The organism is Chryseobacterium lacus, assembly GCF_003336205.1.
GTDB lineage: Bacteria > Bacteroidota > Bacteroidia > Flavobacteriales > Weeksellaceae > Chryseobacterium_A > Chryseobacterium_A lacus.
Window position 1 is genome coordinate 193,714 of the sequence record NZ_QPIE01000003.1, and the last position, 14,229, is coordinate 207,942.

The 14,229-nt window shown below is 41.3% G+C and carries 11 protein-coding genes and 1 pseudogene; 5 read left to right on the forward strand and 7 right to left on the reverse strand.

What is annotated here, in order from left to right:
• Positions 1-3: 3 nt before the first annotated feature.
• From DQ356_RS04770 to DQ356_RS04790, 5 genes are all read right to left on the reverse strand, one after another.
• Positions 4-1,230: an aminotransferase class V-fold PLP-dependent enzyme gene (locus DQ356_RS04770; RefSeq protein ID WP_114303331.1), complete on the reverse strand. Its 1,227-nt coding sequence runs from the start codon at positions 1,228-1,230 to the stop codon at positions 4-6.
• Positions 1,231-1,350: 120 nt separating this feature from the next.
• Entirely contained in the window at positions 1,351-1,986 is a 636-nt protein-coding gene (locus tag DQ356_RS04775) for a 50S ribosomal protein L25/general stress protein Ctc (RefSeq protein ID WP_114303332.1), read from the reverse strand.
• A 92-nt stretch (positions 1,987-2,078) separates the two neighbouring features.
• Entirely contained in the window at positions 2,079-3,017 is a 939-nt protein-coding gene (locus DQ356_RS04780) for a ribose-phosphate pyrophosphokinase (protein ID WP_114303333.1), read from the reverse strand.
• 90 nt (positions 3,018-3,107) lie between these two features.
• Positions 3,108-4,559 (reverse strand): SGNH/GDSL hydrolase family protein, encoded by a 1,452-nt coding sequence (locus tag DQ356_RS04785; RefSeq protein ID WP_114303334.1) that lies wholly within the window; start codon positions 4,557-4,559, stop codon positions 3,108-3,110.
• Between the two features lie 6 nt (positions 4,560-4,565).
• Complete coding sequence (locus DQ356_RS04790; RefSeq protein WP_114303335.1) at positions 4,566-5,798, reverse strand: OmpP1/FadL family transporter; 1,233 nt, start codon at positions 5,796-5,798, stop codon at positions 4,566-4,568.
• A 210-nt stretch (positions 5,799-6,008) separates the two neighbouring features.
• Between DQ356_RS04790 and DQ356_RS04795 the strand changes: the two genes are divergently transcribed.
• The 3 genes from DQ356_RS04795 to DQ356_RS04805 are packed head-to-tail and all read left to right on the forward strand — an operon-like array spanning position 6,009 to position 10,145.
• A complete protein-coding gene (locus tag DQ356_RS04795) occupies positions 6,009-7,304 on the forward strand; it encodes a PSP1 domain-containing protein (RefSeq protein WP_114303336.1) in 1,296 nt (431 codons plus the stop codon).
• Positions 7,297-7,761, forward strand: a complete 465-nt coding sequence (locus DQ356_RS04800; RefSeq protein WP_114303337.1) for a gliding motility lipoprotein GldH — start codon at positions 7,297-7,299, stop codon at positions 7,759-7,761. The genes DQ356_RS04795 and DQ356_RS04800 overlap by 8 nt, the downstream gene beginning before the upstream one ends.
• An 8-nt stretch (positions 7,762-7,769) precedes the next feature.
• The gene (locus DQ356_RS04805) at positions 7,770-10,145 is read left to right on the forward strand and encodes a transglycosylase domain-containing protein (RefSeq protein WP_114303338.1); all 2,376 of its coding nucleotides are present in this window, start codon (positions 7,770-7,772) and stop codon (positions 10,143-10,145) included.
• A gap of 36 nt (positions 10,146-10,181) precedes the next feature.
• Here the strand turns inward: DQ356_RS04805 and DQ356_RS04810 are convergent.
• Positions 10,182-10,451, reverse strand: a pseudogene (locus DQ356_RS04810) (HU family DNA-binding protein); the annotation flags it as partial.
• Between the two features lie 229 nt (positions 10,452-10,680).
• Here DQ356_RS04810 and DQ356_RS04815 point away from each other — a divergent pair.
• Both DQ356_RS04815 and DQ356_RS04820 read left to right on the forward strand, forming a co-directional pair.
• The gene (locus DQ356_RS04815) at positions 10,681-12,222 is read left to right on the forward strand and encodes a protein adenylyltransferase SelO (RefSeq protein ID WP_114303340.1); all 1,542 of its coding nucleotides are present in this window, start codon (positions 10,681-10,683) and stop codon (positions 12,220-12,222) included.
• A 35-nt stretch (positions 12,223-12,257) separates the two neighbouring features.
• Positions 12,258-13,526 (forward strand): DUF6080 domain-containing protein, encoded by a 1,269-nt coding sequence (locus DQ356_RS04820; RefSeq protein WP_114303467.1) that lies wholly within the window; start codon positions 12,258-12,260, stop codon positions 13,524-13,526.
• Between the two features lie 23 nt (positions 13,527-13,549).
• Here the strand turns inward: DQ356_RS04820 and DQ356_RS04825 are convergent, their stop codons facing one another.
• Positions 13,550-14,053, reverse strand: coding sequence for an SPOR domain-containing protein (locus DQ356_RS04825; RefSeq protein WP_114303341.1), 504 nt, complete (start codon positions 14,051-14,053; stop codon positions 13,550-13,552).
• Positions 14,054-14,229: the final 176 nt, after the last annotated feature.

A 14,229-nucleotide genomic window follows, 5' to 3' on the forward strand; every position in this document is an offset into this window, starting at 1 on the left:
TGTTTATCTTAACATTCTTTGAGCTTTGACAATTCCTTCCGCGAAAATATCAATTTCTTCCAATGTATTGTAAACTGCAAAACTCGCCCGTATGGTTCCGGCAATATTATAAAAATCCATAATGGGTTGCGTACAGTGATGCCCGGTTCTAACGGCAATTCCCAGTTTATCAAGAATCATTCCGGCATCAGAAGCGATTCCTGCGCTATTGAGCGTGAAGGAAACTACTCCGGTTCGGGGAGCTTTCTCGCCATATATTTTTAAATTTCCGATGTCCAGAAGTTTCTGCTGAGCAGATGCTAATAATTTATTTTCATGCGTTTGAATATTCTCAATACCTACCGAGTTCATGAAATCCACAGCAGCGCCTAATGCAATGTTCCCGGCAATATTTGGCGTCCCTGCTTCAAATTTAAATGGCAAAGCGGCATAGCTGGTTTTGGCAAAAGAACAGGTTTCTATCATTTCGCCACCACCATGAAAAGGCTGAAGGGAATTGAGGATTTCTTCCTTTCCATACAAGATTCCGGTTCCTGTAGGGGCGTACATTTTATGTCCGGAAAACACGAAAAAATCGCAGTCCAGTTCCTGGACGTCAATTTTAAAATGAGGAACCGCCTGCGCTCCGTCAATAATAATGAAAGCCCCCGAATTTTTCCGGATCATTGAAATCATTTCTTTTATTGGATTCACAATTCCAAGAGCGTTGGAAACATAATTGAAAGAAGCTACTTTTGTTTTTTCACTGAGGTTTTTCTCTAAAAAATCCAACTGCAGTAGTCCGTTTTCATCCATTGGAATTACCTTCAGAACAGCACCGGTCCTCTCGCATAACATTTGCCACGGAACAATATTAGAATGATGTTCCAGATGAGAAATAATAATTTCGTCGCCTTCCTTCAAAAGCCGGGAATTGGAGATTGCATAGGCCAAAAGATTGATTCCTTCTGTCGTTCCGCGGGTGAAGATGATTTCGTAATCGTGTTGAGCGTTAATGAAAGTTTGAATCTTTTTTCTCGCATTTTCCATTTCTGTGGTTGCTAGCTGGCTCAGCGAATGTATTCCTCTGTGAACATTGGCATTCAGTTCTTCATAATATTTTTTTTCAGTTTCAATAACGGAAGCTGGTTTTTGAGAAGTGGCGGCATTATCCAGATAAATTAGAGGATGGCCATTCACTTTGGTATTAAGAATTGGGAACTGTTTACGAATATGAAAAATGTCGAACATGATACTTATTTAGAAAGGTTCAAATTTACGCTTTTTTTATGACTGGTCGTCTCAGCTGCAATTTACAGAAACAAAAAACCCGCTGAAATCAGCGGGCAATATTTACTTTTTTAGAAAGAATTATTCTGCAGCAGCTTGCTCAGTTGCAGGAACTTCGCCTTCTGCAGTTGTTTCTTCTTCATCCTCATCATTCACAGCACCACCTTTCAGAGCAGTTCTGGACATTCTCACAGCAACTATAACTGCATTGTCAGGATGCATGAATGTATAGTTTTCGTTTTTGATATCGCCGATGTACAGCTTATTTCCTATTTTGAGAGGAGTAACATCCACAACGATCTCATCCGGTAAGTTAGCAGGAATCGCTTTCAGCTTCAGTTTTCTGAAGGTTTGACGCAACACACCACCCGCAACAACACCTTTTGCACGTCCTGTAATACGAACAGGAACGTCTATAACTACCGGCTTGTCTTCAGATAATTGATAGAAGTCTGCATGAAGAATTTGATCGGTAATCGGATGAAACTGAATGTCCTGAAGTACTGCCGGAATCGTTTCTCCGTCAATAACCAGTTCTACCGTGTGTGCTTCAGGGGTATATACCAGATTTTTGAATGCCTTCTCTTCTGCAGAGAAATTCAAAGGTCCATTACCTCCGTAAACAACACAAGGAACTAATTCAGCATCACGTAAAGCTTTTGTAGACTTTTTGCCCACGCTTTCTCTTTTTGCACCTTGAATTGTAATAGATTTCATTAGATAAAATGTTTGATTTTTTTAAGGTTGCAAAGATAATAATATTTGCGACAAAAAAAAACCTACTTTTTTATGAAGAAGGTTCGTTATTTTTAAATTATAAATTTATCGCTGATGGATTTGTGTTCGTGTACCATTTTCATTACATCGGCAAAAAGGGATGCACAGGAGAGCACTTTAATTTTTGATGAAAGTTCTGTTTTTACAGGAATAGTATCAGTAACAATAACTTCAGAAAGTGCTGAATTTTCAATGTTTTCATACGCTTTCCCCGAAAGTACAGGATGTGTGGCCATTGCCCTGACGGATTTTGCGCCGTTTTTCATCAGTATTTCCGCAGCTTTACATAGGGTTCCTGCAGTATCAATCATATCATCAATAAGAATAACATTGCGGCCGGTTACATCTCCAATCAGGAGCATTTCTTCCACAACATTGGCTTTTTTTCTTTCTTTATAGGCGATTACCACCTCGGCTCCCAGATACCCTGCATAATTTTTTGCCCTTTTGGCACCTCCCATATCCGGAGATGCAATGGTGAGATTATCCAGATTTAAAGAATGAATATAATCCACAAAAATAGTAGAAGCGTAAAGATGATCCACTGGAATCTCGAAGAAACCCTGAATTTGGTCGGCGTGTAGATCCATCGTCATGATTCGTGTTGCACCGGCAGCTGTAAGAAGATTGGCCACCAGTTTTGCTCCAATTGGTGCGCGAGGTTTGTCCTTTCTGTCCTGTCTGGCAAGCCCGTAATAAGGAAGTACCACCGTGATGCTTTTTGCAGAAGCCCGTTTTGCAGCATCAATCATGAGAAGGAGTTCCAAAAGATTGTCTGCCGGAGGAAAAGTGGAGCCGATCAGGAAAACGCGCCCTCCACGCACAGACTCATCCAATACGGGTTCGAATTCGCCGTCACTGAATTCCTGAAAGTTTATTTTCCCCATTTCCTGCCCATAATGCTTAGCAATTTTATCGGCAAGATCTTTACTCGTTCGTGTAGAAAACAGATAACTTAACTGTTCAGCCATTTTTACTTTTTTATATGATGCAAATTTAAAAAAAATAAAACCACCTGAGGGATTTCAGATGGTTTTTAAAATTATTAAATTAATCGGCCGTTATGGAAATGCAACTCCGGAATATTTGTTGATGTCCGTGAGTGGTAAATTAGAACCATATTTTGCATTAATTGCTTTAATAAATTCGTTAGCAATCAGCCCCGCTCCTCTTCCGGTAAGATGTACTCCGTCCAGAGAAAAGGTTCCTCCGGTAACGAACTCTGCAGTGTATTTCACATTATTCCAACGTATTCCTGATATTGAGGACAGTTCTACCATTTTTGAATGCGCATCTACAAAAGCGAGGCCTTTAGATTGTGCAATCGTACTTAAAGAAGCGTTATAAGCAGTGGTAGCTGTGGTTACTTTGTTTGCTTCCATTTCAGTAAGAACATATTGGTCACTTAGAGGAACTGAAGTACCTCCTCCTGCTGATGGGGTAAGAACGGCAGAAGCAGTGAGCAGAATAAGATCATTCGCAGTGGTTTGACGGTAAGAAGGGATCTGCATTGCGGTAAGATTCGTAAGATCTTTATCTACAATCACGGCTCCGTTGGCGATTCCTGTTTCAAATTTTATCAATCTTTTTTGATATTCAGCATCGGTAATCAAAGCAAAAGATTTCGCCTGTGCCAATGCGTTGTTATATTGTGCGTAGCCTCCATTCAATTGAGTTACCTGAGCGTCGTTCAGTCCGGCAATAGGCATTGCGGGAACTCTTGTAAAAAACGGGATTGAAGTAACACTGGGAATATTGGCAATAACGCCTTTGGCTCCGTTTGCGGTAAGTGCATTAACATAATTATTGATTACCGAAGCGAATACGGTGGGATCTGTAATATCATTCGAGCCATAAGTTGCCGGATTCATATTTCCTTTTTGGTCTACACCCGCACCTCCACTTGTTGCGTAAGAAAGAATATCATTATTCCCAATCCATAAGGAAAAGAATGTGGGGTTTAATTCTAACGCATCAGTTAATACGGAAGAAGTGGTAGGATTTTTAGCAAATCTTATAAAGTAAGGATTTGCGGCATTGGGCAAATTGGCAGGATTTCCGTAGCCTGCAATTCCAAGGTGGAAAGATTTCGCACCCGGAACTCCCATATTGTGATAAGGTCCGGAACTAAAAATATTGGCTAAAGTGGTTGCTCCCACTCCTGGCGCAATGGTGAGTTCCATGGTAGAAGTAAGGATTCTCTTATTGGAAAATCCCACCGAGGGAATTCCCCCTAAGTTATCGGCCATCAAAGGCTGCCGGAAATCTCCTCCACCTGCGAGTTTCATTTGTGATGCTACAATAGAAGGGTAGGATTCGTTTTGCCCGTCGATATATAATGCCCCGTCTCTGTATCCGGCTGTAAGTGAGTTTCCTAATGCAACATATCTGCTGAAATCGGCACTGCCGCTGGTTACAGGAATCTGGGTCAGGTCATTTTCAAAGTCAGTATCGCAACTGTATGAAAACAGCATCAGGGATACCGCGAGGGTGGATATGAATATTTTTTTCATGCTTTTTTAATTTAAATTATAATTAACTCCTAAACCAAAATAATAAGTTCTGGCTTTCGCCTGTCCGGCAAAATGAATATTTTGATTGTTAAAGGTCCGGCTTTTTGGGAAAGATACGGCAGCCGCTAAATCTACACCCAGGTTTCCGAAATTCAGTCCAATACCACCCGTTGCTACATTCGCGTCGAAAGAAGGAGTTTCCGGAATAAAATTGTTGTCTTCGTAAGGTGATTCATCATAGTACCAACCCAGTCTTCCTGCGATCATCGAATTGAATTTATACTCCGTTCCCAGTCTGTAAGTTCGGGTATTGTGGAAGTTTTTAGGATTTACCAAAACCGTAGGATCTGTTTGGTTGCCGGCCGGTGCGTTTTCAAAATCCAGAGTCAGTTTTTCATACTTTTCCCAGCCCGTATAGTTCATTTCGGCCGAAATTTTCCAATTTGGAGTTACTTTATAGGTAGCGCCCAAAGTATATTCTTCGGCTAAAGGAAGAGTAGCAGTAAATTTGTCTTGTCCGTTAGCATTCAGGCCTAATAGAGGATAAATTGCCTGACTTACATTGAAAGTGGCTGTCCCGTTTTCCGCTTTCATATTCACAGGAGAGCGATACGCGATACTCAGATCCAGATTATCTTCCGGCCGGAAATAGAATCCCATCCCGAATCCATGTCCTGTCGCTTTTTCGTCTTTAATATTAAGTGTTCCGCTGAATCCTGTCACCGCTTTGTCCCAATCTACAGAGCCTGTAGCATAAATGTAACTTACGCCTACAGAAGCCCAAGGCGCAAGCTTTACAGAAACCATAGGCTGAAAATACATAGATTTCAACGACATTTTCTGTACAATTTCTCTTCCAGCCCAATCTTCAGGCCATTGAATAGTACTTCCGAAAGGTGTAGTGAAACTGAAACCTACAGAAACATTGTCCAATACTTTATATGCAACCGCAGCATACAGAGGAGTCCCGATGGGATTATCAGTCTCATATGTCTGTCGAGTATCAAAGTTTTGGTAAGTAACAGAAGAGATGGCACCAAAACCACCTGCTGCAACACTTAATTTTGATGGGATAAATGAAATCCCTGCCGGATTGAAGAACGCTATACTTGCGTCTTCAGCATGTGCACTCGTGTGAGCCATAGCCAGTTGTTTCACGCCTTGTAGCGAAACTCTGAAACCGCCGGCGTAGGTGCAAACACCTGCTAATAACGCTGTGGAAATTAAAATTCTTTTCATAAACTAGATTTAGTATTCAAATATAAAATATATTTACACACCATGTTAATTTTTCTTAATATTTTTGATGAATAACAATATTTTAATTATGCTGAAAATAATACAAAGCCATAAGTTGTGCGTTTCAAACCGAATCAATACATGATCTTTCTGCAAGAGAAATAAAATTATTCTAAATTTGCAGATTAACAAATATAAAACAATAGAAATATGAGTTGCGGATGCAAAACATCCGGAGATTCTGCTCATAACTGCGGCACGAAATCCGCAAACGGTTGCGAAAATGTAGATACCTGTGGTAATAGCTATAAATTAAGTGTTTTTGACTGGCTTTCCAACGTTCAGAATCCTTCTTCACAAAAATGTGATTTTGTAGAAGTGAGATTTAAGAATGACCGGAAGTGCTTTTTTAAGAATGTACATAGTTTGCCACTGCACATTGGAAGCATCGTAACAGTAGAATCAAATTCCGGACACGATGTAGGAGTCGTAAGCCTTACCGGCGAACTGGTAAGAATCCAAATGAAAAAGAAACATTTTCCCGAGGAGAGCGTTTTAAAAATATACAGATTGGCCAATCAGAGAGATATCGAAGTTTGGCAGGAAGCAAGAAAAAAAGAAGATTCCGTAAAAATAGAAGCCCGAAGAATTGCGCAGAATCTTTCGCTACAGATGAAAATAACAGATGTAGAATATCAGGGTGATGCCGGGAAAGTAACTTTCTATTATACAGCGGAAAACAGAATAGATTTCCGCCAGTTGATTAAAGATCTAGCGGGAACCTTCCGGACTAAAATTGATATGAAACAAATCGGTTTCCGACAGGAAGCAGCTAAAATCGGCGGGATAGGTTCCTGCGGACGCGAACTTTGCTGCTCCACCTGGCTTACGGATTTCCGTTCGGTAAATACCAATGCAGCACGTTATCAGCAATTGAGTATTAATCCACAAAAACTGGCCGGACAATGCGGGAAACTTAAGTGCTGTCTGAATTATGAACTCGACAGTTATTTGGATGCGCTACATGATTTTCCTTCCACTTCTACCATGTTGGATACTGAAAAAGGCAGAGCTTTCTGCATTAAAATCGATGTATTCAAAAAGAAAATGTGGTTTGCTTATGTAGACAGTTCCATGGCGTGGTACGATCTGGATATCATGGATGTGAAAAAAATGATCTCACTGAATAAAAGAGGAGAGAAAGCCAAGCCTTTAGAGGAATTAAGGCTCGCTCATCCGGAATCTTTATCTAAAAACACAGACTTGATTCAGGAAAGCAGTGTAGATCGCTTTGAAAGAAAAAACCGGGGCAAAAGTAAAAACCGGAAACCGGAGCAGAAGAAACCTCAGGAAAATAGAAATAATTCCACAGAAAAACCGTTTCGTGGAAATAAAAAGCCCAATAACAGAACAGAAAAACCAATCGCAAAAGAAGGTGCAGCACAACCAGTCCATAAGAAGAAATTCAAGAAAAAACCCTCACCGAAACGGGATGATAATGCATAGATTATTGCTTTTGTTTGGAGTCTCACTGTCCGTGGCCAGCTGTATTCCCTCTTCCGGAGAAGTGCAGATGAAGCCTTTGAACGGAAATTGGAATAAGAAAGCGGAACAGGTCTTCGATATTGATATTCAAGACGCGCAGAATCCTAAAAATCTTATATTTGTCGTAAGGAACAATAACAGTTATCCTTACAGCAATATCAGGCTCATCGTCAATTTTGAGGATGTTAAAAACAAGAAAAAAGAGACCGATACACTGAATTATATTCTCGCAAAACCTAATGGCGAATGGATTGGAACCGGTTTTGGGGAAACAAAAGAAACACTGTTCCAGTATAGAATGAATTATAAATTCCCGCAGAACGGAGCCTATAAAATAGGGATGATACAAGCCATGCGACACGATACGCTTCGCGGAATTGAAGATATTGGAATAAGAGTAGAACCCGTAAAACCATAACATTTCTTATGGAAAATAAAAAAAATACAGGAAAAAACACCAATAAAACATTCCCGCTTCCGCCGAAAAAGAAAAGGAATTCTGGCTGGAAGAGATGGGTGCGATTCATTTGGATGGCCCTTATTGCAGGAATAATCGGCATCGCGGCGATATTCTTCGGTGCTTCACAAGGATTTTTGGGCGAGATGCCCGATGTGAAAGATCTTGAGAACCCTGATATCTATGTCGCTTCAGAGATTTATTCGGCGGATAATGTTCTATTAGGGAAATTTGAAAAAGAAAAAACACAACCTGTTTATTTCCGGGACTTGCCTCCGCATTTGGTATATGCGCTTCAGGCCAAAGAAGACGAACGATTCAAGGAACATTCTGGGATCGACCTGCAGGCTGTCATGCGTGCTGTAGCATTTCGGGGCGAAAGAGGCGGCGGAAGTACCATCACCCAACAGTTGGCGAAGCTGCTTTTCACAGGGAAAAGATCCAACAACAAAGCGAAAGCCGTTATTCAGAAAATTAAAGAATGGGTAGTAGCGGTCAGCCTGGAAAAAAGATATACGAAGGAAGAAATCATCGAGAAATACTTCAATAAATTTGATTTTCTTTATAATGCCAACGGTATTGAAATGGCTTCCAAGATCTATTTCAACAAGACAGCCAAAGAACTTACCCTTCCCGAATCGGCGATGTTTGTAGCCATGCTGGAAGCACCTGTGGGAAACAATCCCATGAGAAATCCCGAAAGAGCAAAAAGAAGAAGAGATCTCGTGCTGGATCAGATGCTGAAAACGGGATATATTGATGCAGAGACGCATCAGCAGGCTATTGATACGCCAATAAAATTAGACTATCAGCCTGTTAAATCTATTGATGAAGGCTATTCTGCTTATTATAAATTCTATCTCAGAAAAGAAATAGATGGTTACCTGAAAGAATATGAGAAAAAGACAGGAAAGGAGCTGAACCTTTTCAAAGATGGCCTCAAGATTTATGTAACTTTAGATTCCAAAATGCAGAAGTTTGCCGAGGAATCTATTAAGGAACACATGACGGAACTTCAGAAAAGCTTCGATAGAGAACAGAGAGGTAGAAAAGATGCGCCTTTTTATTACATTACCCCGAAAGAAATCGACAATATTATGATGGCCGCCGTGAAGCGAACCGGCCGCTACAAACAGCTCAAAGCTGCTGGTGTGTCCGAAGATTCTATCATGATCGAGTTCAAAACACCTATACAAACTTCGAGGTTTACCTGGAATGGTGAGGAGGAAGTGGAAATGTCGCCCTGGGATTCTATCCGATATCACAAGCACATTGCACAGGCCGGCCTCATGTCTATGGTTCCGGGAACGGGTGAAATTAAAGCGTGGGTAGGGGGAATCAACTGGCAACACTTCCAGTATGATCATATTAAACAAGGGAAAAGACAGGTAGGTTCCACATTCAAACCGTTTGTGTATGCCGCAGCCATTATGAATCTGGGCATGACGCCTTGCACCACGGTTTCCAACGCCACTTTCAACGAACGCGGATATCGCGTTTCAGGAACCGGCGGCACTCCGACATTGAAAAACGCTCTTGCCTATTCAAGGAACCCGGTAGCAGTGCGATTGATGGATATGGTGGGCACAGATAAAGTTATTCAATTGGCCCGCGATCTGGGTGTAACTCAGGAAATCCCGAGAGGACAATTGGCCGTAGCATTGGGTTCATCAGATATTACTATTTATGAAATGCTGGGTGCGTACAGCACTTTTGCCAACTATGGTAATTATATGAAGCCGGAAATGATCTGGAGAATTGAGGATGCCAACGGGCGCGTCATCAAAGAAGTGGAAAGCGATATGAAGGAAGTAATGAATGAAAAATATGCCTACACCATGATCGAACTTATGAAAGGCGTCGCAGAATTTGGTACCGCTTCCGGTGAACTCGGCAGAAGAGGCATCAGTAAAGCAGTGGAAATAGCCGCCAAAACAGGAACCACACAGAACAATTCCGACGGGTGGTTCATAGGAATTACCCCCAACCTGGCTACCGGAGTTTGGGTAGGCTGGGAAGATCGTGCCACACACTTCCGAAGTACCGGCGAAGGGCAGGGTGCCAAGATGGCGCTTCCTATCTGGGCGATATTTATGAAGAAAGTATGGGCAGATAAATCCCTCGGTATCACGCCTGACGATAAATTCATCAAACCATCCGAATGGACCGATGGTTGCTCCGGGCTTCACGGGATGGGCGGCGGATATGGCGACGAAGGAAATCTTCAGACCATCGAGGAACTCAGAACCCCAAGAATTGAAGTTCCCGCAGAAGGCACCGCCCGAAAGGAAGAAAACGTCAACGAGAAGATCAATAAAGGAGAAGATATTGATTTCAATAAATAAGAAAAGAGGCTGCCCAATGAAGGCAGCCTCTTTAGTTTAGGACGATTTCCGTCTGTAAGAAGCCAGTTTCAGGGCGTCTTTAATCATCTTTCCGGGCCGGAAGATGGTGCGAATGGCCTTGATGCTGGATGCGGTCACAGCTTCAGGAGTGTCCATTCCTTCGCTGGAACCGCCCGCCTGAACGGTGAAATATTCGCCGACGTATACAATTTTTCCTTCTGCGATGTCTTCAGCAATCTTCGTGAAAGTACTCTCCAGCACCGCCAGAATGTCGGCCTTGGAAACGGTAGAAACTGATGCAGCGTGCTTCGCAAGATCATCTTACTGAAAACGTCAGGACGTTTTTATAAAAAGATCAGGACGTTTTTTAATAATGATAAGAACATTGTTAATATGATCCCTTGAAACTACTTCTCACAGCCGGTTTGCAGAGATTTGTTTAAACCGTTCTTATATCATTATTTTGCAGGGTTTTTGCACAGGAAAATAACCCATCTTGGGACTCATTTTGTTTTAATTTTTATATCTTAACCTGATGAACGTTCAAAATATTACGCAACAATATCTTAAACTCTTTCCGGGAGATTTCTCGGGCAACACCATACAGCGGCAAACGCCCAAGGTGCTTTTCTCCACCGTGAAACCGGTAGGTTTTCAAAACCCTGAACTGATTTTGTTTAATGACCAGCTTTCCGAAGAAATCGGTTTAGGCAGTTTTACTGAAACAGACTTGGATTTTCTTGTGGGAAACCGCCTGTCTGATAGCATTCAAACCTACGCTACGGCCTACGCAGGCCACCAGTTTGGCAATTGGGCAGGGCAGTTGGGCGACGGAAGGGCGATTTATGCAGGGGAAATCACCAACGCTGAAGGCAAAATCACCGAAATTCAATGGAAAGGTGCCGGAGCCACGCCTTATTCCCGCTTTGCCGATGGTCGCGCAGTGCTTCGGTCTTCCGTTCGCGAATACCTGATCAGCGAAGCCATGCATCACCTCGGAGTGCCCACTACAAGAGCGCTTAGCTTGTGTTTCACGGGGGAAGAGGTAGTACGTGACATGATGTACGACGGGAATCCAGAGGCTGAAAAAGGTGCGGTCATCATCCGAACCGCCGAAAGTTTCCTGAGATTCGGGCATTTCGAACTGCTTTCTGCACAGAAAGAAACCGCTACTTTGCAGGCTTTAGCCGATTTTGCCATCAAAAATTATTTCAAAGAAATTGACGAAAACAGCCCGAAAAAGTACCATGAGTTCTTTCAAAAGATTGTAAAAAACACTGCCGATTTGATGGTAGCCTGGTTTCGTGTTGGCTTTGTGCATGGGGTAATGAATACGGATAATATGTCGATTTTGGGATTAAGTATTGACTATGGCCCGTTTTCGATGATGGATGATTTTGATTTAAACTTCACACCCAACACAACGGATTTGCCCGGCCGCAGATATGCCTTCGGGAAACAGCCTCAAATTGCCCAGTGGAACCTGTGGCAACTGGCGAATGCTTTATTCCCATTAATAAAAGATGCCGAGTTTTTGGAGCAGACGTTGGATGATTTCAGCCAGTACTTTTGGCAAAAACATGACAGAATGATGGCGGATAAGTTCGGTTTCGAGGAGTTATTAGAAGAAGATGCAAATTTTTTCCAACACTGGCAGGAAATGATGATTCGCCTGAGGATGGATTATACTTTATTTTTCCATTGGCTCGAAAAACCTCATGAAGAGAGAGAAGTTTCCCGTTTTCTTCAGGAAGTTTCTTACTTGCGCTATGAACCCAAACATGAAGAAGATCTTCGAAATTTCCTAGGTTTATATGAGAAGAGAATCGGTGAAAATACTTTTTCAAAAGAGCAATCCCTTGCTTTAATGAGGAAAAACAATCCCAAATTCATTCTAAGAAATTATCTTTTATATGAATGCATTGAAGATTTGAACAATGGAAATAAAGAGAAACTTTACCAGCTGTTGGATGCTTTGCAAAGTCCTTATGAAGAAAAGCACCCGGAGTTTTCCCGAAAACGCCCTGAAGAATATGACGGGACGCCGGGTTGCAGCCAGCTTTCCTGCAGTTCCTGATTTTTTTTACTTTTGTGGAAAATTCACGATTGAAACTGAAATCTAAATTCACAAGCCTGCTGAAACTTGTTTTTCCGTCTGCATGGCCTGAACTGTTGCTCTTTCTCTTTTTTGTTTTGGGATACGGGATTTTGGGCAGTTATATTGCGTACCATTACCGGATTATCTTCGACAACCGGATTCCCTGGGATGCGTATTTCAGTTTTGATAACCGTGCTATTGTGATGACGGGCGGCGGATTTGAACGGCATCCACTGTCCAATTATTTTTTTGATCAGCTACGCGGAGTGGCGTTATGGGTTTCCGATGGTAAATTTGACCGAAAATTCCGGCTGGTTTTAGCATGGTTCAGCATCGTAACCATGAGTCTGAGTCTGGTGCAGGTCTATAAATATCTGCGAAATATTATTGAGCTTCCCGTAATTCTTGCAGTGACCATTGTACTTTTCTTCTCGTTCTTTTCCACTAATATATTGCTGTCTTTCACTCCGGAAACTTATACTTACACATTATTTTTGCTGGTGTTGTTTCAGTATTATTCTGCTTTGATGCTTAAAAAAGACCGGAAAATCCCGGTAACCGCACTTACCTTAGCCGGAGTTACCATTGGCGGACTCACCATTACGAATATTATAAAAGTATATATTCCTTTGCTTTTTGAACGAAAACTTTTTTGGAACTGGAAGAAAATTGGAAATGTACTGTTTCGCGTTGTTCTTTCGGTAGCGGTATTTCTACTGTTATATCTGAACCGGATGAACTTTGAATTGGGAAGAATCTTTTCCAAAACTGAGCAACAATACGAGAAGTTTTCAAATCCGAAGGTTACGCCTCTTTGGGACATGATCTGCTCATGGTTTTTAGGAGGAAATATGCTGTTCCCGGGTTTTGTATTGCGGGATTATCACAATAAAAAAGGTTTTGAATACAAAGCCCTGTTCATGGATACTTACAGTAGTGCGTATTCTTATGTTTTTGTTGGATTAATAGTGGTTTTGATGCTGTGGTCTTATGTAAAAAACTTCAGAAACCGATGGGTTCAGATGGTGATGATTTCCTTTTTTGTGGATATTTTGATCCATTGTGTGCTGAAGTTCGGGCTTCACACCTCTTATATATATGGAGGACATTTTATATTCGTTGTCCCGCTGATGCTGGGCTGGCTCTTTTACGGTTACAGGAATTCTGCAAAGATGATTTCAATTTTTTACGGTATTCTTTTGATAGTGATGATATATCTCCTGCTGAATAATATTTTCAGGATGCATGAATTTTTCAATTTCCTTGAGAGATTTTATCGATGACATCAGGTCTATTTTTTTAGAATCTACTTGCCTTCTACACAGAAAATACTGTAAGGAACGGCAACTGCAGTCGGAAAGTGCTGTCTTATTCTGGACAAATCCGCTGCTGCGCTTTGTCTTGTGAAATAACTTCCTGCCAACAATTTATAATTTGGCCTTAAAGAAGCATCAGTTAACACCTTGAGCTGAGGAAATTTTCTTCGGAATTCTGTTTTCACTTCATTGGCTTCTGCATTGCTTTTCACAACACTGATTTGTATTTTAAACCCTTGTATGCGCGGATTTCTTCTACAAATCTCTGCGGTACTCAGTTCCCGGGAAGGAACGAGAATTCTGGTGCCTGCAGATTCCGTAGGGGTTTCTCTTGAACATTCTTCCAATTCGCTCAGTGCTTTATCAATTCTATTGTCCATTGAAAGAGTGAGTTTCGTTCCGGATAAAGTATCGGTTTTCACAATTTGTTGCGCATCAATATAATAAAAAGAAGAACTGATGAGGAAGAATAGTGCTAACAACGTGTTTTTCATTAAAAAGTAATTTGTGGCAAAATTAGGCTAAAGAAAAAATTATTCCAAATCTATTATTTAGAACAATTATAAATTAACTTAAAAGGCTACAGGTATCTGAAATGCGCCGTTAAGATTGTGTTAAAAGTCTTATTTTTGCGGGACTGATTATATTTCTCTGAATTATAGAAATTAGT